Source organism: Acinetobacter terrestris (genome assembly GCF_004331155.1).
Lineage (GTDB): Bacteria > Pseudomonadota > Gammaproteobacteria > Pseudomonadales > Moraxellaceae > Acinetobacter > Acinetobacter terrestris.
Genome location: NZ_SJNZ01000012.1, coordinates 33,651 through 56,673 on the forward strand (window position 1 = coordinate 33,651; position 23,023 = coordinate 56,673).

General features: G+C 37.2%; 24 protein-coding genes and 4 pseudogenes. 9 read left to right on the plus strand and 19 right to left on the minus strand.

Going from position 1 to position 23,023, the window contains the following annotated elements:
• Positions 1–17: 17 nt before the first annotated feature.
• The 3 genes from E0H81_RS08280 (at position 18) to bfr (ending at position 1,473) form a co-directional block, all read left to right on the plus strand.
• Entirely contained in the window at positions 18–401 is a 384-nt protein-coding gene (locus E0H81_RS08280) for a RidA family protein (RefSeq protein WP_067726797.1), read from the plus strand.
• A gap of 164 nt (positions 402–565) precedes the next feature.
• Positions 566–760, plus strand: a complete 195-nt coding sequence (locus E0H81_RS08285) for a bacterioferritin-associated ferredoxin (protein ID WP_131318104.1) — start codon at positions 566–568, stop codon at positions 758–760.
• A 248-nt stretch (positions 761–1,008) separates the two neighbouring features.
• The gene (gene bfr, locus E0H81_RS08290) at positions 1,009–1,473 is read left to right on the plus strand and encodes a heteropolymeric bacterioferritin subunit Bfr (RefSeq protein ID WP_131318106.1); all 465 of its coding nucleotides are present in this window, start codon (positions 1,009–1,011) and stop codon (positions 1,471–1,473) included.
• Between the two features lie 51 nt (positions 1,474–1,524).
• Here the strand turns inward: bfr and E0H81_RS08295 are convergent, their stop codons facing one another.
• Both E0H81_RS08295 and E0H81_RS08300 read right to left on the minus strand, forming a co-directional pair.
• A complete protein-coding gene (locus tag E0H81_RS08295) occupies positions 1,525–3,162 on the minus strand; it encodes a PglL family O-oligosaccharyltransferase (protein WP_131318108.1) in 1,638 nt (545 codons plus the stop codon).
• Positions 3,163–3,262: 100 nt separating this feature from the next.
• A pseudogene (locus tag E0H81_RS08300) lies at positions 3,263–3,926 on the minus strand (IS5 family transposase).
• A 223-nt stretch (positions 3,927–4,149) separates the two neighbouring features.
• Here E0H81_RS08300 and E0H81_RS16325 point away from each other — a divergent pair.
• On the plus strand, positions 4,150–4,359 hold the full coding sequence (locus tag E0H81_RS16325; RefSeq protein WP_131318110.1) for a pilin: 210 nt from the start codon (positions 4,150–4,152) through the stop codon (positions 4,357–4,359).
• A 235-nt stretch (positions 4,360–4,594) separates the two neighbouring features.
• Here the strand turns inward: E0H81_RS16325 and E0H81_RS08310 are convergent, their stop codons facing one another.
• Positions 4,595–5,029, minus strand: coding sequence for a hypothetical protein (locus E0H81_RS08310; RefSeq protein ID WP_131318112.1), 435 nt, complete (start codon positions 5,027–5,029; stop codon positions 4,595–4,597).
• Positions 5,007–5,879: an O-antigen ligase family protein gene (locus E0H81_RS08315; protein ID WP_131318113.1), complete on the minus strand. Its 873-nt coding sequence runs from the start codon at positions 5,877–5,879 to the stop codon at positions 5,007–5,009. The genes E0H81_RS08310 and E0H81_RS08315 overlap by 23 nt, the downstream gene beginning before the upstream one ends.
• Positions 5,880–6,645: 766 nt before the next feature.
• Between E0H81_RS08315 and E0H81_RS08320 the strand changes: the two genes are divergently transcribed.
• Entirely contained in the window at positions 6,646–7,179 is a 534-nt protein-coding gene (locus tag E0H81_RS08320) for a pilin (protein ID WP_131318115.1), read from the plus strand.
• 102 nt (positions 7,180–7,281) lie between these two features.
• Here the strand turns inward: E0H81_RS08320 and E0H81_RS08325 are convergent, their stop codons facing one another.
• From E0H81_RS08325 to E0H81_RS08350, 6 genes and pseudogenes are all read right to left on the minus strand, one after another.
• Complete coding sequence (locus tag E0H81_RS08325; protein ID WP_131318117.1) at positions 7,282–7,632, minus strand: hypothetical protein; 351 nt, start codon at positions 7,630–7,632, stop codon at positions 7,282–7,284.
• A gap of 3 nt (positions 7,633–7,635) precedes the next feature.
• Positions 7,636–9,693 (minus strand): annotated as a pseudogene (locus E0H81_RS08330) (hypothetical protein).
• Positions 9,690–11,627 carry a hypothetical protein gene (locus tag E0H81_RS08335; protein WP_131318119.1) on the minus strand — a complete coding sequence of 646 codons (1,938 nt, stop codon included), beginning with the start codon at positions 11,625–11,627 and terminating at the stop codon, positions 9,690–9,692. The pseudogene E0H81_RS08330 and the gene E0H81_RS08335 overlap by 4 nt, the downstream one beginning before the upstream one ends.
• Positions 11,624–13,051, minus strand: a complete 1,428-nt coding sequence (locus tag E0H81_RS08340) for a tyrosine-type recombinase/integrase (RefSeq protein ID WP_131318121.1) — start codon at positions 13,049–13,051, stop codon at positions 11,624–11,626. The genes E0H81_RS08335 and E0H81_RS08340 overlap by 4 nt, the downstream gene beginning before the upstream one ends.
• A gap of 242 nt (positions 13,052–13,293) precedes the next feature.
• Positions 13,294–13,647 carry a phage antirepressor N-terminal domain-containing protein gene (locus E0H81_RS08345; RefSeq protein WP_131318123.1) on the minus strand — a complete coding sequence of 118 codons (354 nt, stop codon included), beginning with the start codon at positions 13,645–13,647 and terminating at the stop codon, positions 13,294–13,296.
• 17 nt (positions 13,648–13,664) lie between these two features.
• On the minus strand, positions 13,665–13,862 hold the full coding sequence (locus E0H81_RS08350; protein WP_131318125.1) for a hypothetical protein: 198 nt from the start codon (positions 13,860–13,862) through the stop codon (positions 13,665–13,667).
• 75 nt (positions 13,863–13,937) lie between these two features.
• Here E0H81_RS08350 and E0H81_RS08355 point away from each other — a divergent pair, with 75 nt between their 5' ends.
• Together E0H81_RS08355 and E0H81_RS16400 are read left to right on the plus strand one after the other, a co-directional pair.
• Entirely contained in the window at positions 13,938–14,534 is a 597-nt protein-coding gene (locus tag E0H81_RS08355) for a LexA family transcriptional regulator (RefSeq protein ID WP_165492610.1), read from the plus strand.
• A 7-nt stretch (positions 14,535–14,541) separates the two neighbouring features.
• A pseudogene (locus E0H81_RS16400) lies at positions 14,542–14,649 on the plus strand (Arc family DNA-binding protein); the annotation flags it as partial.
• A 19-nt stretch (positions 14,650–14,668) separates the two neighbouring features.
• Here E0H81_RS16400 and E0H81_RS08360 read toward each other — a convergent pair.
• Entirely contained in the window at positions 14,669–14,896 is a 228-nt protein-coding gene (locus E0H81_RS08360) for a helix-turn-helix domain-containing protein (RefSeq protein ID WP_004994336.1), read from the minus strand.
• Between the two features lie 159 nt (positions 14,897–15,055).
• Between E0H81_RS08360 and E0H81_RS08365 the strand changes: the two genes are divergently transcribed.
• Together E0H81_RS08365 and E0H81_RS08370 are read left to right on the plus strand one after the other, a co-directional pair.
• A complete protein-coding gene (locus E0H81_RS08365) occupies positions 15,056–15,322 on the plus strand; it encodes a hypothetical protein (protein WP_005024237.1) in 267 nt (88 codons plus the stop codon).
• Positions 15,323–15,424: 102 nt separating this feature from the next.
• Positions 15,425–16,045, plus strand: coding sequence for an HAD family hydrolase (locus tag E0H81_RS08370; RefSeq protein ID WP_131318202.1), 621 nt, complete (start codon positions 15,425–15,427; stop codon positions 16,043–16,045).
• Between the two features lie 32 nt (positions 16,046–16,077).
• Here E0H81_RS08370 and E0H81_RS16170 read toward each other — a convergent pair whose 3' ends face one another.
• The 8 genes and pseudogenes from E0H81_RS16170 to E0H81_RS08405 form a co-directional block, all read right to left on the minus strand.
• Positions 16,078–16,584, minus strand: a complete 507-nt coding sequence (locus E0H81_RS16170; protein ID WP_244926522.1) for a hypothetical protein — start codon at positions 16,582–16,584, stop codon at positions 16,078–16,080.
• A gap of 134 nt (positions 16,585–16,718) precedes the next feature.
• Complete coding sequence (locus tag E0H81_RS16175) at positions 16,719–16,862, minus strand: hypothetical protein (protein WP_244926523.1); 144 nt, start codon at positions 16,860–16,862, stop codon at positions 16,719–16,721.
• Positions 16,863–17,073: 211 nt separating this feature from the next.
• Positions 17,074–17,616, minus strand: a pseudogene (locus E0H81_RS08380) (hypothetical protein).
• A gap of 313 nt (positions 17,617–17,929) precedes the next feature.
• A complete protein-coding gene (locus E0H81_RS08385) occupies positions 17,930–18,490 on the minus strand; it encodes a TPM domain-containing protein (protein ID WP_131318129.1) in 561 nt (186 codons plus the stop codon).
• Positions 18,484–19,566, minus strand: a complete 1,083-nt coding sequence (locus E0H81_RS08390) for a TPM domain-containing protein (RefSeq protein ID WP_131318131.1) — start codon at positions 19,564–19,566, stop codon at positions 18,484–18,486. Before E0H81_RS08390 ends, E0H81_RS08385 begins: the two co-directional genes overlap by 7 nt.
• A 28-nt stretch (positions 19,567–19,594) precedes the next feature.
• Complete coding sequence (locus tag E0H81_RS08395) at positions 19,595–20,185, minus strand: LemA family protein (RefSeq protein ID WP_131318133.1); 591 nt, start codon at positions 20,183–20,185, stop codon at positions 19,595–19,597.
• Positions 20,186–20,338: 153 nt separating this feature from the next.
• On the minus strand, positions 20,339–21,214 hold the full coding sequence (locus tag E0H81_RS08400) for a metal-dependent hydrolase (RefSeq protein ID WP_131318135.1): 876 nt from the start codon (positions 21,212–21,214) through the stop codon (positions 20,339–20,341).
• A 331-nt stretch (positions 21,215–21,545) separates the two neighbouring features.
• Positions 21,546–22,967: an FAD-dependent oxidoreductase gene (locus E0H81_RS08405; protein WP_131318137.1), complete on the minus strand. Its 1,422-nt coding sequence runs from the start codon at positions 22,965–22,967 to the stop codon at positions 21,546–21,548.
• Positions 22,968–23,023 lie beyond the last annotated feature (56 nt).

The following is a 23,023-nucleotide window of genomic DNA, read 5'->3' on the forward strand; positions in this document are numbered from 1 at the left end:
GATATAAGGAGAAATCAATGTCCCGCCAAGTAATCCATACGGAAAATGCACCAGCAGCAATTGGTACATATTCTCAAGCGATTTTAGTGGAAAATACACTGTATCTTTCTGGTCAAATTGGCTTAGATCCTTACAGTATGGAATTGGTTGAAGGTATTGAGGCACAAATTCGTCGCGTATTTGATAATTTAAAAGCAGTCTGTGAAGCAGCCGGTGGCTCTTTGGCAGATATCGCTAAACTGAACATTTTCCTGACTGATCTTTCGCATTTCCAGCTGGTGAACCAGATTATGGGTGAATACTTTGCACAACCCTACCCTGCACGTGCAGCATTAGGTGTCGCAAGTCTGCCTAAAGACGCTTTAGTCGAAATGGATGGCGTGGTCATTATTAACAAATAAAATCAAATAGTTAAAAAATCGTCTAAAATATCACCGATCAGGTGGTATTTTTTTATTCAAAAACCCAATGAATAAGAATGATATTTCAAATGAATTTCATTGACAAACGATAATAATTATCAATAATATTACTTATCCTATTTCACTATTGTGGCTAGTCGAAAATGTACGTTTGTTTATGTCGTGGTATTACCGATCAAGATATTAAAGATGCTGTAGCAAATGGCGCTGAAACCTTTCGTGAAATTCGCGACTTGCTTGATTTGGGTACCTGTTGTGGCCGCTGTGCGCCAGAAGCGCGCGCCATCATTAGCGATGAGCTTTCAGAAATCGCTGCCCGTATATCGATAGCCGCTTAAACACCATAACCATAATAATCAAAGTTTAATGATCGAAAGATCATCTTCCTCCCCCGCTTATGACTCTAAGCGGGTTTTCTTATTACAGTATTGCACTTTGACCTTTAATCGTTTTTGATTCCGATTTTCATTTTCCGTTCAATAAATTACTCGCCATTATTTCGGTTCTTGTTTAAGATCATTGTAATAATAATTTTTTGATTGCCTGACACATGGTTAAGGCAGAAATTGTTGATGGAGAACTTACAATGAAAGGCAATCGTGATGTGATTAATCAGTTAAATCAGGTGTTGTATCACCAGTTGACTGCCATTAACCAATATTTCCTGCATTCTCGTATGTTTAATCACTGGGGAATTGAGAAGCTTGGTTCTGCAGAATATAAAGAATCCATTCAGCAAATGAAAGATGCCGATAAAATTATTGAACGTATTTTATTTCTTGAAGGTCTACCGAACCTACAAAATTTGGGCAAGTTGTACATCGGTCAACATACGGTTGAAGTGCTGAATTGTGATGTGCGCAAGGTAAACGAAAATATTGAAGTGATACAAAAAGCGGTCAGTCTAGCTGAGCAGGAAATGGATTATGTGACCCGTGATCTTGTACAGGAAATTCTAGAAAAAGAAGAAGACTATTTGGACTGGACCACGACTCAACTTGATTTGGTTGAGAAAGTCGGGATCGAAAATTATATTCAAAGCCAAATCTAATGCTCTCCATAAAAAAGCCAGTCAATTGACTGGCTTTTTTAGTTTTAGATATTACTTCTCAGAAACCGGTTGGGCCAATGAAGCATAGTCCAGATCAACTTTACGTAATGTTTTCAATAACCACAGTTGATGTTTGGCTTCTTGCTCATAGCCATTAAAAGCAAGTACTTTGGCATATTTAATCAGATCGTATTTAGTCGGATAGTTAAGCACCATCTCCTTAATATCGTCTAATTGCTCTGCATTTACTTTGCTATACGGATTCATCCGAATCCACTCAATACGTCGGTTAAATTCTTCTAGCAGATAAATTTGATCTTGATTGGTGATTTTCTCAGGCGTTTGCTCATAACGCATCGACTGGTTCAGTTTGGGCACCATCACCGAATAATCTCTGACAATTAAAATCAGCAATACTAAAGAAACCGCATATCCTACGCGCATATAGTTGGGCGAAAGTGTGATGGTTTTAATATTAGCTTGCTGAGACTGAACTAGGCCAATAATAAAACCAACCGGTAACAAGAAATACGCATAGTATTGCGGAAATTCCAGCATTGAGTGAATCAGTACAGCACCAATCATTAAAATACCGATCACAGACTCAACCGAATTGACATGCTTATTCAGTTGATAGCCCCAATAGCCAAAATATGCTAAGAATGGTATGCCAATAATTAAGCCATTCCACAGGATAAAATCCAAAATAAAATTATGTGCACTCCGAACCCATACTGGACCTTGGAAATGATCACTGACCAGCGTATAAGCGACACTGGTCTGGTTCCAGCCATAGCCAAACCATGGACGGTCTGCAATCGCATGTAACATTTGATTCCAAATGGCTAAGCGAGACATATCTCCTGTTGCGCGCTGTACTACATCTTTACTCTGTATAATTTGTGCATCAGTGGCTTGTGCAAGTAGCTGGCTCAATACAGGGGATATTACAATCAGTCCCGCAAATAAAATAAACCATGTAACTGCCCAATACCATTTAAGGCGAATGAAGCCACGATACTGCTGATAAGCCAAATAGACTAAAATACACAAACACGCGACCCAGGAAGTTCGTGATTGACTTAAGGCAACACCGATAACGATAGGTAAAGCACATGCTACGACCCATTTAGTCTGAATTTTTTTCTTTTCATACAGATATAAACATGCCATTAATGACATGAGTAGAAAAGTCGCCATATTGTTAGGCTGAGCAAAGTTTGCAAAAGGACGTCTATTGCCTTGTATATTGACCATTCCCGGCAAATAGGCATCTAAATTGGTCCATTGGCAGATCGCAATAATACCTGTTGCTGTTCCCGTCATTAAAAATACATAGCTTAGTCCAGTAAAAACCTCTTCACGATCTATTTTTTCTACCGACAAGTTATAGCCGATAACTATACTCAGCCAAAATCCAAAGACAAATAGCGTACTGGTCAAAGCTTTATCGAAGAAAAATAATTCACCACCCAAGCATTGAATTAGCGGGATAGTAGCAAGAAACAGTAAAGGCAAACTTAATACAGGCAGTTTAATTTTGTCTTTTAAATAAATTGCAACTAATGAAAAAAGAGATAAGAAGGCAAATAGCTCGCCTGTATAAGTGACCCAAGGTCGGTAATGGATGGGGAGAAGCCAGGCCAATGCAATAAATACACTGGCTAAGAGGAGTAGAAGGAATTTCATATTTTAAAGCAAGAAAAGGAACTTGCTATATGATAGAGAAAAGGTTGTTTTATGGCAGTAATTTTCAACTTATGTATACCAAAATTTCTAGGACGTGTCATCAATTAAGCCAGATTCTTGTTGAAGCAAGGTAAATCACTGACAGAAAGTTTTGAGCCAATTTATCATAGTATGTAGCAATACCACGATACTGCTTGAGTTTGGCAAAAAAGTTCTCGATTAGATGTCTTGCCTTATAAAGATGCTGGTCATAATCACGCTGGTCAATCGCATTACTTTTTTATGGCATCACGATCTAACCCTTGATCTTATGGATAGGATCAAACCCGATCCTTGGAATTGTAAGCTTTACCCATAAGCCAAGTCTGGCTTAACGGTAAGTCCAGCAGCACATCAACATCTTTTAAGTCATGAATCTGCCCGGTAGTGAGATAAATCCTGTTGGATTGCCTAAAGCATCAGTACGGGCATGAATTTTAGTGCTTAAGCCACCTTTAATGCGTGATCGCCTGATCTTTTTCCGGTACTGTGTTGATGAGCACGCACAATGGTAGAGTTCAGCATGCATATTCATTGTCACAATCATGTGGCAGCACTTCAAAACTCCTCTGCCACCTACCTGTTTTAGTCCAACAGCTAAAGCGAGTGTGCACTGCTCTAAAATCACTAAAGCGTTCTGGTAAATCTCGCCAAGGGATACCTTGCGGTAACAGATCCTTATTGTGTTCGCATTGATCATTTCTTAATGCATAGCGCTTAGTCATGAAAAGATAATGAGGACAAGCTAGATTCTCTCAAGCTAATTGATGAGAGGCCCTAGAAAAATAATTTATATAAAGCTAACCAACTACTAAAAAGTGACAAAAATCATGAATTATTGTCATTCTTTTCAACATAGTACAAATAATAAATATAATTTATTGATTTTTAATGTAATAAATTTGGCATGCTTTTTGATTATATATGTATTTAATATCGAATAAAATTATGAAAACTGGATTTACATTAGTTGAATTAATGATTGTTATAGCAATCATTACTATTTTAGCTGCTTTAGCCCTCCCCTCCTATTTACATTATGTCTCAAAAGCACAGATTATTAATGTTATAGGTGATACAGAAAAGTATAAAACTTTTGTAAGCTTACATATAGCCAAATTGGAGCATGTCCTACTCAAGCGGAAATCGATCACCTAAGCTTACGCCAATCCAAGAATATTTTTATCCTCTCGATAACAGTATCTACTCCTATTAATAATAATTATCATCTCTCATTTACTTTAAAAAATTCAAATATTTATTCTAAATTAGCTAACAAACACTTAGATTCTAATTTCACAATAAGTAATACTGATAATGATACTTTTCACTGAACCTGTAATTCCTCGGACATTAGCAGCATTTACTTACCAAACTACTGTAAGTAATTTATTTAAAAAAACTTTTTCTGAAGAACTTCATATAAGGTATATTTAGGGAGATATTTGGCATTGTATTGGCGAAGAAGGATATCTCGTTTATCATACTCACCCACTTGATGGTAAACATAAATTAATTTTAAAATATTATTTGATGAAGGTCTTTGAAGCAATCCTTTTTCAAAATAGGAAATATTATTTAAAGAAATATTTTCCCTGCAATTTATGAATGCTAAATTATTAAATTCATCAAATAAAATATTTTTCTCTAATCCAGCAACGCAATAGCCTAAAAAAGCTGCACGATAATTTCCTCTATTTTTTTCGAAAGCCTGACTATAGAAAAAACTTGCAATGATAATTGGGACAACCAAAATAGAAAAAAAATTATTACCAACATTAAATTCAATATTACTTGAGGAGTATTTAGAATTTAAATAAAAATACAAAACACAAAATACAAAATACAAATAAAAAGTAATTATAAAATAAAGGAAATTCTAATAAAGAATGATTAATTAAAACAAATAACATTAAAAAAACAATGAAATCTCTTTCAGACTTTATCCTAAAAAATATTCTTAACAGATTAATAAATATGTAAATAAAAAAAACACCACCAATAATTCCAAATATTACAAGCAAATCTAATAGTAAGTTATGGTAAGATGAAAGATATACAAAAAAATTATTCCCATATTGGAATTGATAATATTCAACATTTTTCCAGCCATTTCCCCAAAAATTTAAATGAGGAAAAACACAAAAAAAATCTTTCCATATCGCCAAACGCTCGAATCCACTATGTACTCTATCAGCAACATTTGATTGATTACTTCTACTTAATAAATTAACAATTCCCATATATAAAGGAATAAGCGAAAAAATTATTATCTTTACACTAGAGGTTATTTCCTTCCATTTCAAAATATTTAAAATTACTATAATAATTAATGCAAGCCAAGCAGCTCTGGATTGTGTCAGCACCAAAGAAAATAGTAATAAAGGTATAAAAATTAAAATATAAACTATTTTCAGTTTATTGAAAAAATACAAACAAGAGAATAAAGAAAGTAAGAGAAGTGTTGCAAGATGGTTCGGCTGTGCTAAATTTGCGGAAAAACGAGTACTCCTTACCTCATACAGCCATAAACTCCCTTTTGCAAAATCCAGCCATTGATAGATTGAAATAACTGAAGATAAAACTCCTGAAATAATTAATGCAACCATTACAACATCTAATAATTTATTACTTTTTATAAAATAATTTTTTAATACACCACTTAAAATACATTCCATAAGTCACTTTATATGGACATGCATCAAACCATTGAATTTTCTTGTTTTACATCATTATTCATTTTGTCCATATGGACATGCTTTTTAATAGACAAAATTTTGAATTTTGTCCATATTGAAAAAAGCTTTTATTCAGTGTGAGAGGATAAATTTTATAAAAGCAGGAAAGTTGTGAAATATTTTAAGAGTTAAATAATTCTAAAAACAAAATGGAAAAACTCAGACTCATTTATAAGCCAATTTCTGTATTTCTTCCTCATGCTGACACATCACACGTCTTGCATGATCTATCACAATATGCCGAGTCGCTTCATCGCCACTAAATTGCATAGGTAAAAATTTTTATAACGAGGCGAAGGGCTCATCGGTGATTTTGAAATCGTTTAGCCGTTTCATTTAATAGCTCTTTTCCATGTATAAAACATTCAGCATAGAACAGCATAATTCGATTTTAATTGCTTTCGTAACTAGCGCAATTAATCACGACTCAAGTAATAATTGTCTACTTTTCGGCCTACTAAAAATCTAACTTTTCAAGTACAGACAACTTGTAATTTGAGCTCCCACAAAAGCAATAAAACTGACACTTTTTGTCACTTAGTTACATAGATTTACTTTATGATTTTTTACATTCTCTAATCTATTAAACAATGTGTTGATTTTATGCGAAATAATTGGATAATATGCTCTGGCACAGTTTGTGCAAACTATAAACTAGCTTACAAAGCTTATAATTAAATTAACAAAAACATTTGTGGAGAATGTTATGAACGCTCAAAAAGGCTTTACGCTGATCGAGTTGATGATTGTAGTCGCTATTATCGGTATTTTGGCTGCTATTGCAATTCCGCAATATCAAAATTATGTTGCTCGTTCGAATGTAGCTGCTGCTGTTTCAACTTTATCAGCAAATAAAACTGGTTTAGAAGAATATGTAATGGAATATGGTGAATTTCCTGATGGCACAACCAAACCTAAAGAAGCAGACGATACAGATCCAGATAACATAATACCAGCAGTACGTGGTGAACGTATGGAAGATCTAGGAATCAATACATCTACTTTAGGTAAAATGAATTTAGAAGATATTGGTAAAGCTACTCCTAAAGCAGGCGAAGGCATCATTCGTTTACAATTCCAACAAGGTAACCCTGGTGTACGTGGGAAAGTAGTACAAATGTATCGCAGTGAAAATGGCGCTTGGGTTTGTGAAACAAATATTGATGCTAAATTCGCTAGTAAATCATGCCCAACCGTAACTACATTAAAAGGTACTGCACCCCCTGTAGTTGCCTCTTAATCAAAAATATAAAGTTAAAATAGATCTTCTACTAAAATAGGGTTTATTTGATATATAGAAAAGCCACTAAACATTGATTTAGTGGCTTTTCACTTTAAAAAATCATTTGCCATGTCTTAATTCAAAATTTTCTAACAACAGCGAATTAACTTTTTCCAGCAATTTTCCATAATCTTCTTTTAACTGCTCATGATCACTTTTAACTGCCTTAGTCTTATTTTTAGCTTTTTCAACCTGTTGTATAGTCGAAAGAACATTTTTCCCTGCTTCCTGTGCAGCCAGCTCAATTGCCTCTATAAGCGCAGCATGACGGCTCTTCTTAATTGAACCCCGTTTACGCCCTGCTTCCAGTGCCACCGTATCATTATTAATCGCAGAACCTTTCGGTAGAACAGTCGGCTTATTGGCTTTTAGACGCTCTAAAGCAGCATAATATTCATTGAGTGCACTCATGTTTTAAACCTCAATATTGATCGTTTTAATTTTTTGAATGGTCTTGTTTAAAGACATAATGTCGCTGTCCATTTGTTTGTACAGTAAACTACCTTGCACTTGTGCGTCACGCACGCGTTGTAGTCGCTGAACTGCTTTTTGCATTTTATCAGCACTGTCAGCATCAAAAGCTGCATGTGCACAGCTCAGACAGCTCGTAATAGCAGTAAAGGAAATTTTTTCGCAAGAATCTGGGTTGGTACAGGCACCAAAAAGACTGGGCTTATAGGCAATTTCGCTTTTCTTCATACGCTTAATGGCTTCATCACGGTTAGGAAAAACCTTCAGTAATTGCTCACGATCTTTTTGCAACTGCAAATACGTTCCTGCGCCACCAAACAGCTTACTCGAACTGTTAATTACACCATTCTCAAACTGAGTATAAGAATGCACAAGTCGCTGATATTCCAACTCTTGAATAAATTCCTTTTGGCTATCCGAAGCTAAAATATTGGGGGCAAACACCGCATTGTTGCGATAATACAGAGTCATTGCTTCTGTTAAATGCTTATATTGAACTGATAAAGCACCTAATCCAATAATGCCTGAACGTGCTCCATAAACAGCGAGTGAACGCCTGAATTGATGTGTACAGATATTCCAATATTCACCCAGCTGGCAGTCCTTTTCTTCTCGCCAATTGCGGAAACCATCAAAGGCTTCCAGTTCAGCCAAGTCACTTTCACAGATGCGCAACTCATCACCAAGTAATGCCGAAATATGGTTCAAATACTCGTTAAAATTGGACTGTGTTCTAGTCGGAGCACCTGAAAAATTGGAAATAAAATCCGTTTCATTTTCAATATTTCGATTATTTTTATGCCGATGTTTTTGTGAATATCGTGTTGGAAATAAGGGATATTCACAAGGATTAGAAAAATCGTAATGCGGATTAAATAAGGCATAGATTTCACCAATACTTTGTGCTGCATTCACGCCAAATTTAATGTCCTCAAACGTGATCCAATAGGTAGACTTATTACCGCCACCATGTAACTTGGAAGTATAGCCCATTAACATATGCACAAAATGCTCATTGCTCTGAACCGTTTGATAGCAGTCATAAGACAGTTGATTAACTTCATTATCCCGCATGCCTGTAAACAGATGAATCCAAAGCTTGGCCATACCTTGAATCAACGTCATATAACGGGTGAGATTGGCATGTTTTTGAATCTGATTATTTTCAAATAGTTCTGTTAAACCAAGCAAATCTCGAGCATCCATAAAACTCACTGCATTTTTATAATCTTTAAACTCACGTGGCATACGCGCAAAAGAAGGCTCTTGTTGAATGCGCTGAAACCACTGATATAAAGCAGGTACATACCGATTAAACTCATTCAACTTATCCACTAAAGTATTAATTAAGGCAATATAAATACGTGAAGGAATTAACTTAGTCTGTGGACCTACTTTGCCCGACTGCAAGCGTATTTGTGCAGCGAGCTTTGCTAAATGCTTAATTGGTTGATATGTATTAAATGCTGGAATTAATAAGGGGTACTGCTGTTGTATAGTAAAACAATCAGTTAAAAATGCTTTGATGTGATTAGCTTTTTGGTAACTGATGCCAGCATAAGCATCCTGTACTTTCGCAATATAAGCTGCATCACTAAATAATTGTGTCAATGTACAACCATTTCGGTAGGCAATGGCAGCAAACTATCGTAAGACAATATGCCGTTGCTCAATACTTTTAATAATTGATGGGCCTGTTTTAACGTACAGTAAGGCAAAAATGATTTTTTTCATTTCTGCACGAATTTGACCGAAAATAAAATCATTCTCACGAGCATGTTTCGACCAGCTCTTAAAATTTAATTTACAGTGACACTTCGGTAGATACGGTGAAAAGTCCCAAACATCATCGCCAAATTTAGACAGTGTTGAGCCATTTGACATACGGGATAATATAAAGCTTGTGGGAACACTCAGCTGATTATTCTCAAGATGGTATTCGTCAGGTAAAAACTGCTCAGCAACGCCACGTGCATATAAATAATGATTCAATGAACTCATGCGACCCACCCTAAATCAATTAGCAATTCAAAATGATTCAGCCAATACGCATCTAAATCACCACTTTCAACTTCTTCCTGAATCGAAAAAATACGATCTTTTAAAGTCTCATAACTATTTGATAACTCTTTGAGTATTTCATCAATACGATGTAATATAACCCCGAACTCTTGTTCCCACTTGATTAAATCCATTGCTTTTTGTTTGACGTAACTCAATAGGCTTTTCAGTGACAAAAGCTTACGTACATCTTCATCATCGGCATGTACGGCATAGTGCTTGCAGAATAAACAATGCTCAAATTGCCGACAGTTGGGCACAGGGGCTTGTTCAGTAAACCCAATAGCTTTTTCAGGCTGTGGGCTTACTGTAGAACAAGCACCGACAGGTAAAGAGTGTGTATCTACAGTCACATCAATAGTTTGCACAGCAATATGTTCAACAGTTCGAGTTTTTGTAACGGCAACTTCTCGCAGCTCATTAAAAAATCGAGAAATTTGCTGACTTGCATCTTGAAATGAAGTTCGACTATAGTTTTTCCGTGCGGTCTCGAGAGAGTGACCCATTACTTCTGCTTCAAGCAGTAGATCACCATCACTTAACTCAACATATTGACTGCTTTTATGCTTACGCCACTGTTGCGGTGTAATCCAGACCATTCTTGGGAAAATGCGCTGAAAAAGCTTTTTCATTAATTGTAATCTGCCGTAGCTGAATGGTCCCAACTGTTGAATTTCGTTGCGTAATGGAAAGATGAAATCACATGGTTCATCTTGAATATACCATTCACGAAGTTCCAGAATCTTCCTAAACACTGGCTCAAATTTCACCCCAAATTCTGGGTATACTGTCTTGCCTCCTGCACGGCTTTTTGTTCCCGAAAACCTTCGCCCTTGGGTACTGGGTAGGATTTCCATCGTATCGAGTTGTAACTGTTGAGCAGTGTCTAAATTTGCCCCAGTTTGTGCGATAAATAACAACATGCCGATGCAAAGACCATAGCAAGCAAGTCTTTCACGCTCTATGTGTCGCTTATTCTCATTACGTTGCTGCAATTTATACAGAGCTTCATTACGATTTTCACGTAAGCGCTTTCTATATTTACTATCCTCAGCAAGATCGAAATCAGCTAGCATTTTGGAAAAAGCTGGAATAACTGGATATTTGGCTAAATAACTCTGCATATCAAACTGGATATGCTGTTTTTCAGTTTGATGATGAAAGCCCGAGTAAAAACAGAAGTCTTCTTCATTCACAGATTGAAAATGTGCAGGAAAATCTGCTTCTTGTATCACAATACGATGGATTTCAAGAAAGACATTCAACAAAGTTGCATAAGTTTTTTGATGATCTTCTTCCGCAATTGGTAAAACAGGAACATCATAACGCTGAGATTGGACTTGCATCGCTTGACTAACAACATCAATTTCATGACAGTCAAATATATATGCGATTAGTTTTGCTGCATTACGTTGATATTGCTTTGCTGTATGTGCAGCCAAACTTTCCTCTTCAGTGTCAGCAAGCAAAGTGCGATCAACTAAATATTTACTGTAACGACGATACGCATCAATCACACTATCTTGTTTCGATAAATCAAAAACTTTCTTTTGCTGATCTACCCAATCTAGAAACATTTTACTAGTGTAGTAAAAGAGTCCTTTTGACAAATCTGCTCCACCCATTTGCAGCAAATAGTCGGTCAAACATTGTAAAAAATAACGCCTTTTTTCATCAAAAGATGCAGATAACTGTTGTTCCGACAAAACCTCGTCAGACACTCTTTTACGGTAAAACAGAGTTCCAATATCTAATGTCTTAAAACCAAAAGAAGCAGTTTTATCTTTGCAGACGAGAACAAGTCGCTCATATTCATTAATCTGTTTGTTGATATCGGAGATATGGACAAACAATGGGGTACGTATGAAGCTCATGACAAATCTCCTGCTGAATTGACAGAAGACATCACATACTTCATTAAATTTGATTCATACTCATGCTGAATTTTACTGCGCCATTCTAGTCGCGATTTATAGTTCAAATACTGTAAAGTCGTACTAATATTGGTATGACCCATTCTGGCTTGGACATATTCGACAGCTGTCATAGCCGAATGTCCTTCGGGCAGGTGCTGTAATTGGCTTTCCAGTAGATTCATCCCAAAACTGGCACGTAAATCATGGAATTTAAAACTTTGAAATTTCGGATCAATCAAGCGAATCTCGGGTAATAACACGACTTTTAAATAACTACGTACCGCTTCGCCTTCATAGAGTTTAAGCCTAGTCCCAAATGAGTCAGAAGCTTTGATCTTCTCGGTCAATTCCTGCTGTTCAGCTTTGCTGGTGTAGAAAGGTGTGCCAAGCTTGGTGAGAAACACATAATTTTCATCCGAGTCGCCATAGTTTGACTTTCGTCTACGCTTACGTGCTTGCTCACTATTGATATAAATTTTAAGATCTTGTGCCAACCAATTTGGAATTAGCAGCATCATTGGCTTTTGAAATTTAGTATCAATACCTGTCCCAGCTCCAACAGGCAGACGGATAAAGCCATGACTATCAGATTCACGATTGAGTAAATATTTGATTCGTAAAGTACAAATTGTTTGCAGGCGAGCACCCGTGAACAATGCAAGATAGAACATCAACTGATATTCACGTGATGATTTTTGCAGTGCTTTTAATATAACGGCCTGCTCTTCAACAGTGAGTGGGCTTAATTCACCACCATCCACAATCGCCTCAGAATTCGGCGCTTTGGCTGGAACATGAATCGCAAGATCATGCGATTTGATTGCCATTTTTCTACGTGCGCCAAATTCATTATCCACTGCAATGTATTTGTAGACATCTTGAAAGGGCATGCCATAACGCTGATGATCAACCAGATCTTCTGTGACAAGGAATCGGTAAAAGTTCACCACAGCATTAATTCGACTACGTGCAGAACTGGCTGAAATTAAACCTGCATTCGTCTGGTCTATAAGACGAGTACGATATTTAAAAATCGCATTCAACTGTTTTAGTTTATGAAATTTCAAACAGTCCAGCTGTTCATCTTCCAAAAAGCGCTGAAAATCAACAAGCTGATGAGCAATAGATGTAAATGTTTTAAAATCATACTGTATTGTTTGCTGTAATTTTTTCAGCAAGTACAGATTAAAAATTTCTGAAGGGCTACCATCTCCCTGAATAATCATGGGGAATTCGAAGTAAGCGTCACCATATTTTGCGAACTCTGCATCATTTAAACAACGGGTTGCCTTAACCAACGTCAATAACTGAAATTTTTTGATGGTCACGACTTTGGCTTTAGACTGATAACGTGACTGACCATTTTTAAGTTTAGTGCTCATTTGAGCCTCCTGTTTATTAAAAACAGGCAAAAAGCGACTTGAGATAGGATTGACAAAAATGCCCCTATTCATCAAAATGGGATTGTCTGGACAACAATCAAGACAATCTATAAGAGCTCATGCGACCAACATGGGCTTTTATACTTTTTGCCAAATGAAAATCATTGCTCTACGGAATATATAGTGGAATTTAATAGTTCATAGATACTCCATAAAACGGAATAAGTGGTGAAATTATTTGGTTAAGCGTTTAGCTGCTGCTTGAATAATTTCAGATAGAAGCTCTTTCTTAGGTCCAGATGGATCACCAATGATTCCTGCAATATTTTCGCTATCCAGTATTCAAGAATTGTTTGAAATAAATGACACTTGTGGCTTTCCAGTACGGCCATTAAATGTAAGTGACATATTGTAGGTATGGGGATTTCCACCATACCTTGTGCAAAAGACTGTTTTAGTTTGACGAATTGACTTTTCCAATCCAAGGCCATGCCTTCAACAATAGTTTGCATTAGGGTGTAGGGTTGCCCTTCATGCTTAACAACATATAATTCAGCATTATAGAAAGTTACTGCGATTTGAGTTAGACTTGTCATGGTTTCGATTCCTTTGGTTAGGGTTGAACGTGGGCAGATTGGTTACTTTGGCGAGTGCAATCTGCTTTTTTATTGTCTGGATTTTCTAAAAGACCTTCGTGTTGAAGAATCAATTTTAAATAGTGGTTGAATTGACCGCGATATGTGCGGTTTTCGCGTTTTGCAGCAGCCTTGACAATATTTGCTAATTCGTCATCATAAGAACATGTGTACATGGTAACTCCTTTCATAACCATCAAGATAGCAATTGATAATTTATGATAGGTTTTGATAACTGTCAAGGATTTTTTATGGTTGCTGATTTCTCTGAGCGTTTAAGGTTTTTTCGATCACAGCGAGGGCTATCTCAACAAGGATTGGCTAATATAGTTGGTATTTCAAGAAAACAAATTTCTGATTATGAAGTTGGTACCGCAAAACCACGTCAAGCTACATATATGAAAATCTTAAAAGCGCTTGATATAAGTGATCAGATTTTCAGTAAAAGTGATCTTTGTTCTCTTGATATAAATGATTTAGATGGCGATCAGGTTATATCTTTTAGCAATAATGATGGAGATAAAATTATCCTCTCTAAATCATTTTGCACTAAAAATCACTTAAATGAGGTAGATATACTAAGCGTTTTTAAGATTAAGGGGGATGCAATGCAGGAAACCCTTTTTAATGATGATTTAGTTTTAGTTGATACGTCAGATAAATACTTTATATCGGGATTAATTTATTTAATATATTTCTACGGTGAAAGAATGGCTGTTCGTTTACACCGTAGCGCTAATGGGTTGATTGAAATAACTAAAGACAATTCAGCTCATCCTGACAATACGGTGAACGAGTCAGAAATAATAGTTTTAGGTAAAGTAGTATACAGGCAAGGTTTGATCTAAATAATAGTTCTCAAGTATGAGGGCAAGAGTATTGCGTGATTTCAAAGAAAAAGAATACATTCAGACAATTTGGAATGATCCTGAGTTGTATCTAAAACATCCTATTCAGCTTTAAAAAAAGGGATGACATTTTACTAAGTGTCATCCCTTTCTTCATCCCCATTAGTATATTCAAATAGATCTTGCATATTACAATCAAAATATTTACACAAGGTATCAGCAACCGAAAGTTCAATTCGTATTGCCCGGTCATAGTAAAGACTCGTTAGCGTATTGCGATTAATACTGGTCGCCTGAGCTACCTCACTTAACTTTAAAATTTTTCGTTCACCCATTAAAGCTGACAATCTACATCTAATCATAGCAACCTTCAAATCAAAATAATAACCTACAGTAAGTTAATTTAACTTGATAAATAATTTTTAGAATGATAATTTAACCTATAGTAGGTTATTTTGTTTCATAGTGAAACAAGTTAACCTTTCTAAATATCATTATATAATTTCTATGCGAGTTCAGCTATGAATAACTATTTTTCTCCAAAGTTCTTTGTTTCAGAAGAAGTCCGCTCAACTGCTGTTGCTCTAATCAAAGAGTTTAATATTGACCGTACATTTGATTTAGCTTTATTCCTGAATGTTAATCCTAACTTAAATGACCAAGATGCAACTTTGGCCTGGGTTAATTATTTTGAAAAAAATCAACATGATCTTAGTGATTTCAATCATGTTAGACGTCACTTTATGAAAAACTTTCCTAAAATTATGTTTGCAAACTTTAGTGAATAAAATAAACAAAGGGAGATATCAAATATCTCCCTTAATTTTTAACTGACCCTCTTATTGTAATCTCGATTAAAAGTGAAACTTAATTTAATTGGTTGTAAAAATATGGATTCATCGATAAAAGCAAGTCATATTGAGCCATCGGTCATTGCTTTTGACGTGTTTGGTACACTTGTAAAAATAGGGGAAAGACGTTCCCCATATAGAAAATTAATGAAATGGCTAAAAGGAAATGGGCGACAACCAAAACCTGATGATGCCAAATTTATTATGTCCCACAATTTAAATTTGGCAGAGCTTGCAAAGCGATTAGCAGTAAATATTCCAGACCAATTTCTGCAAGAACTTGAGCATGATTTAGATGAAGAGTTACGCTCTATTACACTGTATGAAGATACCTTATCAACTTTGGAAGAATTAAAGAAATTGGGGATTAAATTGGCATTATGCTCAAATTTAGCTACGCCATATGGAAAAATTGTTTCTTCATTATTACCGCCCCTTGATGCTTATGCTTGGAGTTATGAAGTTGCTGCAATTAAACCTGAGCCGAAAATCTATCAATCACTCATTGACCAAGTAGATTGCCAAGCTTCAGAAGTTTTATTTATTGGGGATACAGCACTTGCAGATTTTACAGGGCCAACAACATTTGGCATGTCTGCCAGATTGATCAATCGTAACAATGGTCAAACATTGGCAGAAGTTTTAAACGACATACTTTAACAACTCGTGGACGTCCCCCCTATAGTGAATACTCACAGCTCCTCATCTTTCCATTTTTTAAATTCTGCAATTCGTTCATCAAGCTCCAGAACCCATGCTGGTTTTATATGTGGCACATCTGGACGCTCAACACCTTGATGGTCAAAAAACTTATACACCATTGCGGCCAACTTGATAAACGCCTGTTCAAACGTATCTGCCCAAACATCTAAACGATAATCATGATAATGCTCTTGGTATAATTTACCACCATCTTCTACTTTATTGAGATGTGAGCCAGTCTCTAAATAAATCACTAATTTCCCATCATCTTCATCATTATATGCACCGTGATAAACATTTTGGCAATGCCCCCATGTATTCCAGTGCCATGATGGTACATCGCCAGTAACCGTCCAAAAAGCTGGGTGTGTATCAATAAAATGATAGGCAGTTAAAAAGTCCGTTGGATTTGCGAGATATGCTTGCTCATTTTCAAAGGCAGTCTGTAAAGCAGATTGTAAATGCTCAAATTTATTTTGATCGGTATAGGAAAACAAATTACTAGAAAGATGCTCAGAGGTTTTAAAAAATAGGCAACCATTTTCTTTATCCTCACCAAAATATTGATAAACCTCTGGTAGAATCTGTAAATCTGTCGGTTTGACATGATGGATCTGGTGTTGTACGTCTTTTAGCTTTCGTGAATTGCTTCCATACGATCGGGGTAAGTGACGACAAGTTTCGTATCTCGCAGTGATAAAATTGCTCGTTCAGTCATTTGGGGTAACTGTTCTAATAACCAGTCTGGTAATTTTTTTAATTCAGTCGGTTGCATTTTTAGTTATCCTATTTTTTAACAATTTCAAGTTGTTACATACGTTACGCAACATAATTTGTGCAAGTTGAGTATAAGTTAGTCCATAGGAGTATATTGTCACACAATGGCTTCGACAAGCGTCCGACTAAGCTCATTGAAGGAAAAATATTCCCCATTTATTTTATACGGCTCACTTACCTTTCCATTGAGCCATTATAGATTTTTCATCTTAGTTTAGATGTTCAAAAAGCTTGAGTTTCCTTTCTTTAGTTTTTCTATAGTAAGCCTCACATTGAGCAGCTAAACCAAGATGATATTTTAAAGCGCTTTCCACTCTTGCTGTCACATACTCAATACTTTAAATTTCACGCTGCTGAGCAAAGACTTGAATCGCAGGATGTAACTGTTTTGAGCAACTTGCATCATTGCTAAAGTATTTTAACGTCTTGGTTTTGGCAAAATAAATTGCAGCAAACAATCGCCCATCTTTAAAAACAATCGCTGATGAAGCATCTGAACTGCTTCCAGACCGACCTTCATAATACAGAGCCTCATCTGTTTTTAGTAAATAGGGCGCTGAGTAATTATCGAAATTAGATTGAAATTTTAGATAATCATGCTTTAACAATGTTTGAAGTTCTGTTTGGATTTTTGGATTCAAAGCAATTTGAGGAATTGATGAAATATCTGAATATTGAATTAAATCTAGTTTTTGAGCATGAGTAAAAGCAGAGAGTGAAAAAAGTAGAAAAAGATAATATGTATTCTTCATATCAAATTTATTATTTTTATGTCCATATTGACTTACTTATGGATTGTTCATTTTATATGGACACTTATGGAGTATCAATTAGAGTAAAACCTTTTTGAGCATTCATAACATTCTCCACAAATGTTTTTTGTTTATTTATAAGCTTTGTAAAGCTAATTTAGCTTAATTTATAGTTAGCACAAACTGTGCCAAAAATGATTATAATAAAATTTACAGAAAAAACAGCAGTTTGTAAAAATAAAATTGTTACAACGTAGTTTTAATGTTTTTTTTAGTAAAAAAATGACATTTTTTGTCACTTAGCTACCATTTCCTAGCCCAATATGATTGGCTTATTACTTAATTCATTATACTGATCCGTTGTTGAGTGCGCATAAAACTCATTTAATACTTCGCCTATGCTTAATACACCTGTCATCACAGCATCTCGATATTGGTGTCGTGAAAGTTGCTTAATCATTCTTTGACAAATTTCATCCCAAACGACTTGTTCCGTTGCTTTCCTTATTCCCCGATCAATCACAATTTCTACTTTTCGTTCACACAAATTTAAATATAAAAGTACACCACTATTATATTCAGTATCCCATACACCCAGTTCAGCAAAAAGTTGTTGTGCACGGATACGTGTATTTTGGTTATAAGCTTGATTAGCTGGAATGCAACCTTCAATCACGACCTGAATTTCACCCACATGCCCATGCTCTGCCTCAGTAACAGCTTGGGCAATTACATGTTGATCCTGCTTGGAAAAATAACGTTTAGCCGCAGGCATATAGAGAAAATGCTTTAACCAGCGCTTAAAGCTTGGTTGGTTTACTTCTTCTATTTTAGGTTGCGTAACAATCTCTGTCGTTTCTGTTTTTACTACCATGAGCCTGATGCCCCTCCACCGCCAAAGCCGCCACCGCCGCCACTAAATCCGCCCCCACCCCCAAAGCCGCCGCCTCCGCCTCGACCTCCGCGCCCCCCACCAGAAGCCAAAAACAGATGGAATATGGTTTGTGCAATAGCGGTAATCAGTAAAAAGAAAATCCCACCGCCAATCAATAAACTGGTGACTAATCCTGCACCATTCACTAATCCAGCGACTGTTCCAGCCACCGCTGCAGTCGATGCACTTAAACCCTTGCCAAAAATAAAGGAACCGATAATCCCCGCAATCAAAATAAATAATGCAGTACTAAAAGTTTTCTCTTTGGCTTGCTGTTCATGCAAAGCTTGTTGTTGGCGTTCTTTAAGTTCTTCAGCTGCCTTCTGCGCTACCTCGGGATCCATATTTAAAATACGTTCTATTTCAACCAAACCCGCATCAATCCCCTGTGCATATTGAGCTTGTTTAAAATAAGGCGTGATCTGATTTCGAATAATCCGACTTGCCACAATATCCGGTATCACACCTTCCAAACCATAACCTGTCAGAATTTGGATACGACGATCATTCACAGCAATCGCCATCAACAAACCATTATCCTGTTTTGCTGAACCCAATTGCCATTTTTCCGCAACTCGCATGGCAAAGTCGAAAATATCTTCTTGCCCTGTGCTTGGAACAATTACCACACCAATTTGTGCCTTGCCTTGTTCATGTAGCGCTAAAATCCGTTGGCTAATTTCCTGTTTCTGACTTTCTGTTAATAAGTTTGCCTGATCCACAACGGGCGCATTTAGCGTGGGCAGTCCACGAATGGATTCATCCTCTGCCATATCATTGGCAACTGACGGTGATTGAACCGTGGTTTCAGTATTCTCTTTGCTGGCTGTTTGATTCTGAGAGGTCTGCTGTTGATCCTGAATAATTTTACCGACTACTACAGCATCAGTACTATCATCTGTAGCAGTTGCAACTTCACTCCAGCTAAGTGAACACATCAGCGCACTAAAGCTCAGTAAGAAAACTGCCACTAATCTCCTTATGGGTGAAATGTATTGTTTATAAGAATCAGACATCGGCAATCCTTATTCAGCAATTAATGATTTAGTCGAAAGATACTTTAGGTGCGTTTTGTGCACTTTGCTCTGCACTAAAGTTCGGCTTGGTATCCATGCCAATGACTTTAGCCGTCATGACTTGTGGGAACTGGCGCGAATAGGAGTTGAAGTCTTGAACGGTGGTAATATAACGATTACGCGCAACTGCAATCCGGTTTTCAGTGCCTTCGAGTTGGACTTGTAAATCACGGAATTGTTCATTGGCTTTTAAGTCAGGATAATTTTCAGACACCGCAATTAAACGTGATAATGCACTGGTCATCTGCGCCTGTGCTTCTTGATATCTCTGGAATAAGACAGGATCTTCCAGAACTTCTTTATCTACTTTTAGGCCTGCAACATTGGCACGGGCTTGAGTGACTTCTGTCAGCACTTGCTCTTCATGTTTGGCATAGCCTTTCACCACATTGACCAAGTTAGGTACAAGGTCTGCACGGCGTTGATATTGGTTTTGTACTTCAGACCAAGATGCTGTCACCGCCTCATCTTTGACTTGTAACGTGTTATAGCCACAACCCGATAACGTTAAAGTACTGACAAGAGCCATAGTAACTAAACTTTTTTTCATTACATTCATATATCTATATCCTCTATATTTCTTTGTATTTGTTTGAATATTTTTATTGTAAACATATTTAAGCCTAGTTCTGTTTAATTTCAGTACTTCAGAGCTTGCATAAAAAAAGGCAAATAGAGATGTTCGCCTTTTTTATTTCATTCATGAACCGAGTTAAACTGGCTTTAATTCATGTTGAAAACTTTCCAGCTGATAATCTTCTGCCAAGCGCTCTTTCCAATAATTCACAATTTTAGTGTAATCAATATCTGAAGGATGAAAATCAGCTTTAAAGTAAGACAAGTATTCTGGCAAAAGCTGGATAAACATCTTGCCGAGCAAGTAAAGACCAAAAACATTGCCGCCCACTTTAGGTAAACTTTTAGCTTTGTCTTGTAGAAACAACCGCGTTGCAGAATAAAAAGTGAGGCTGGCAAAACCTGTGGTGACACTTCGCATGATCATACATCGAATTTTATCATCGCCATATACGGCTTGATACACATCAAAAGCCACTGTGCGGTGTTCAATTTCTTCAATGGCATGCCAAACCCAAAGCTTTACGGCATCATCATCTAAAGTGGCTAAAACTTCCGGATGCCGAAGAATATATCCACCAAGCAAGGCAGTGAAATGCTCAAAAGCACAGGTAATGGCCAGTTGAATTTTAGGATGCAGATTTTTAACATACTCATTTTTACGTGCAAGCCAAGCCTGAAACCGGTCTAAATGATAATCATCACTTCGCCATGCATCGTTGAATTCGGCATGCGCTTTGGAATGCATCGCTTCCTGTCCAATAAAAGCCGTGATCTGTGCCTGCAACTTTTCATCTTTGACTTTATCACGCACATTACGAACGCTATGCACAAAGAATTGCTCCCCAATGGGAAATGTCGAAGAAAGTGCTGTGAGCATATGTGACATTACTGGAGAATTGGCGAAATAATGCCGGCGAATGGCCTTTGGGTTAAATTGTAGTTTTCTGACTGTAATCCCGATCGCTTTGGGACGATTTAGATATGATTTTTCTGTCGCCACTTGTGTCATGTTGTTAATCCTGAAAATTTGATCGGACAATGACATCAGTATGGACAGCATTTTTTAAAGCAGATATGGCAAAAGCGCTTGTTGAATTAGCGAAAAGGTTCAAAAGTTTATTCTTGTAAAACGCTTCCTCTTCTTCATCCGATGTGTTTTCAGATTCTCACAAGCCACTTTTTAGATTCGTTCCATCTCTCCAACTCTCTCCCAAAGGGCGAGAATCTACATTACATTTACTACTTTTTCATTTTCTCATTTTCTCATTTTCTCAAAATAAAAACCCACCGAAGTGGGTTTTTAAAATTCATTTAAAGCTTAATCAGATGAAATATCCTGCTTATATATCCAAGTAATCCAGGATACCTTCAGCGGCTTCACGACCTTCCCAGATTGCGGTCACAACCAGGTCAGAACCACGAACCATATCACCGCCGGCAAAAATTTTCGGGTTAGAAGTCTGGAAGCGGTATTGCTGTTTTTCAGCAGCAACCACACGACCTGAACCGTCCAGACCAATGTTTGCACCCGCAAACCAGTCTGCAGGGCTGGCACGGAAACCGAAAGCTAAAAGTACTGCATCGGCAGCTAAAACTTCTTCTGAACCCGGAACTGGTTCTGGACTACGACGGCCACGGCTATCAGGTTCGCCTAATTGGGTAGTGACCACTTTAACGCCAGTCACTTTACCATTTTCACCGACAATTTCAATGGGCTGACGGTTGAACATGAAGTCCACACCTTCTTCGCGTGCGTTTTTCACTTCGCGGCGAGAACCCGGCATATTTTCTTCATCACGGCGGTAAGCACAGACTACTGATTCAGCGCCTTGACGAATTGAAGTACGGTTACAGTCCATCGCAGTGTCGCCACCGCCCAGTACAATCACCTTTTTACCTTCAACGCTGATGTATTCAGCAACGTCTTTTTCCCAACCTTGGGTACGGTTCACGTTGGCAATCAAGAAATCAAGCGCGTCATACACACCATCAAGATCTTCACCCGCGAAACCACCTTTCATGTAGGTGTATGTTCCCATACCCATGAACACGGCATCGTAATCGGCAAGAAGTTGCTCGATGGTAATATCTGTACCAATTTCAGTATTTAAACGGAATTCAACACCCATACCCGCGAAAATTTCACGGCGGCGTTTCATAACGTCTTTTTCCATTTTGAATTCTGGAATACCGAACGTTAGCAAACCGCCAATTTCAGGACGTTTATCAAATACAACCGGTTTAACACCGTTACGCACCAAAATGTCTGCACAGCCTAAACCGGCAGGACCTGCACCAATAATCGCGACTTTTTTATTCGTCCATTTTACATTGGACATATCTGGACGCCAGCCCAAAGCAAAAGCGGTATCATTGATATATTTTTCAGCATTACCAATAGTAACTGCACCAAAACCGTCATTGAGGGTACAAGCACCTTCACATAAACGGTCTTGCGGGCATACACGACCACACACTTCAGGCAATGTATTGGTTTGATGACAAAGTTCAGCTGCCTGAAAAATACGACCTTCAGCAATTAGTTTTAACCAGTTTGGAATGTAATTATGTACCGGACATTTCCATTCACAATACGGATTACCACAGCCTAAACAACGGTGCGATTGATTACTCGCAATTTCCGCTGTAAAAGGTTTATAAATTTCCACAAACTCTGCTTTGCGGACAGTTAGATCTTTTTTCTCTGGATCTTGGCGTGCTACATCCAGGAATTGAAAGTCATTGTTTAGGCGCTCTGCCATGTCTCTCTCCGTGGGTAGGTGCAGTCGGTTTATTTATCCGCTACACCTGCCTATCA

Excerpts from the sequence above, each read along its gene's own strand:
- E0H81_RS08280 (WP_067726797.1), top strand. The coding sequence starts at position 18 with ATGTCCCGCCAAGTAATCCATACGGAAAATGCACCAGCAGCAATTGGT.
- E0H81_RS08285 (WP_131318104.1), top strand. The coding sequence starts at position 566 with ATGTACGTTTGTTTATGTCGTGGTATTACCGATCAAGATATTAAAGAT.
- bfr (WP_131318106.1), top strand. The coding sequence starts at position 1,009 with ATGAAAGGCAATCGTGATGTGATTAATCAGTTAAATCAGGTGTTGTAT.
- E0H81_RS08295 (WP_131318108.1), bottom strand. The coding sequence starts at position 3,162 with ATGAAATTCCTTCTACTCCTCTTAGCCAGTGTATTTATTGCATTGGCC.
- E0H81_RS16325 (WP_131318110.1), top strand. The coding sequence starts at position 4,150 with ATGAAAACTGGATTTACATTAGTTGAATTAATGATTGTTATAGCAATC.
- E0H81_RS08315 (WP_131318113.1), bottom strand. The coding sequence starts at position 5,879 with ATGGAATGTATTTTAAGTGGTGTATTAAAAAATTATTTTATAAAAAGT.
- E0H81_RS08320 (WP_131318115.1), top strand. The coding sequence starts at position 6,646 with ATGAACGCTCAAAAAGGCTTTACGCTGATCGAGTTGATGATTGTAGTC.
- E0H81_RS08325 (WP_131318117.1), bottom strand. The coding sequence starts at position 7,632 with ATGAGTGCACTCAATGAATATTATGCTGCTTTAGAGCGTCTAAAAGCC.
- E0H81_RS08335 (WP_131318119.1), bottom strand. The coding sequence starts at position 11,627 with ATGAGCTTCATACGTACCCCATTGTTTGTCCATATCTCCGATATCAAC.
- E0H81_RS08340 (WP_131318121.1), bottom strand. The coding sequence starts at position 13,051 with ATGAGCACTAAACTTAAAAATGGTCAGTCACGTTATCAGTCTAAAGCC.
- E0H81_RS08345 (WP_131318123.1), bottom strand. The coding sequence starts at position 13,647 with ATGACAAGTCTAACTCAAATCGCAGTAACTTTCTATAATGCTGAATTA.
- E0H81_RS08350 (WP_131318125.1), bottom strand. The coding sequence starts at position 13,862 with ATGTACACATGTTCTTATGATGACGAATTAGCAAATATTGTCAAGGCT.
- E0H81_RS08355 (WP_165492610.1), top strand. The coding sequence starts at position 13,938 with ATGGTTGCTGATTTCTCTGAGCGTTTAAGGTTTTTTCGATCACAGCGA.
- E0H81_RS08360 (WP_004994336.1), bottom strand. The coding sequence starts at position 14,896 with ATGATTAGATGTAGATTGTCAGCTTTAATGGGTGAACGAAAAATTTTA.
- E0H81_RS08365 (WP_005024237.1), top strand. The coding sequence starts at position 15,056 with ATGAATAACTATTTTTCTCCAAAGTTCTTTGTTTCAGAAGAAGTCCGC.
- E0H81_RS08370 (WP_131318202.1), top strand. The coding sequence starts at position 15,425 with ATGGATTCATCGATAAAAGCAAGTCATATTGAGCCATCGGTCATTGCT.
- E0H81_RS16175 (WP_244926523.1), bottom strand. The coding sequence starts at position 16,862 with ATGCAACCGACTGAATTAAAAAAATTACCAGACTGGTTATTAGAACAG.
- E0H81_RS08385 (WP_131318129.1), bottom strand. The coding sequence starts at position 18,490 with ATGGTAGTAAAAACAGAAACGACAGAGATTGTTACGCAACCTAAAATA.
- E0H81_RS08390 (WP_131318131.1), bottom strand. The coding sequence starts at position 19,566 with ATGTCTGATTCTTATAAACAATACATTTCACCCATAAGGAGATTAGTG.
- E0H81_RS08395 (WP_131318133.1), bottom strand. The coding sequence starts at position 20,185 with ATGAATGTAATGAAAAAAAGTTTAGTTACTATGGCTCTTGTCAGTACT.
- E0H81_RS08400 (WP_131318135.1), bottom strand. The coding sequence starts at position 21,214 with ATGACACAAGTGGCGACAGAAAAATCATATCTAAATCGTCCCAAAGCG.
- E0H81_RS08405 (WP_131318137.1), bottom strand. The coding sequence starts at position 22,967 with ATGGCAGAGCGCCTAAACAATGACTTTCAATTCCTGGATGTAGCACGC.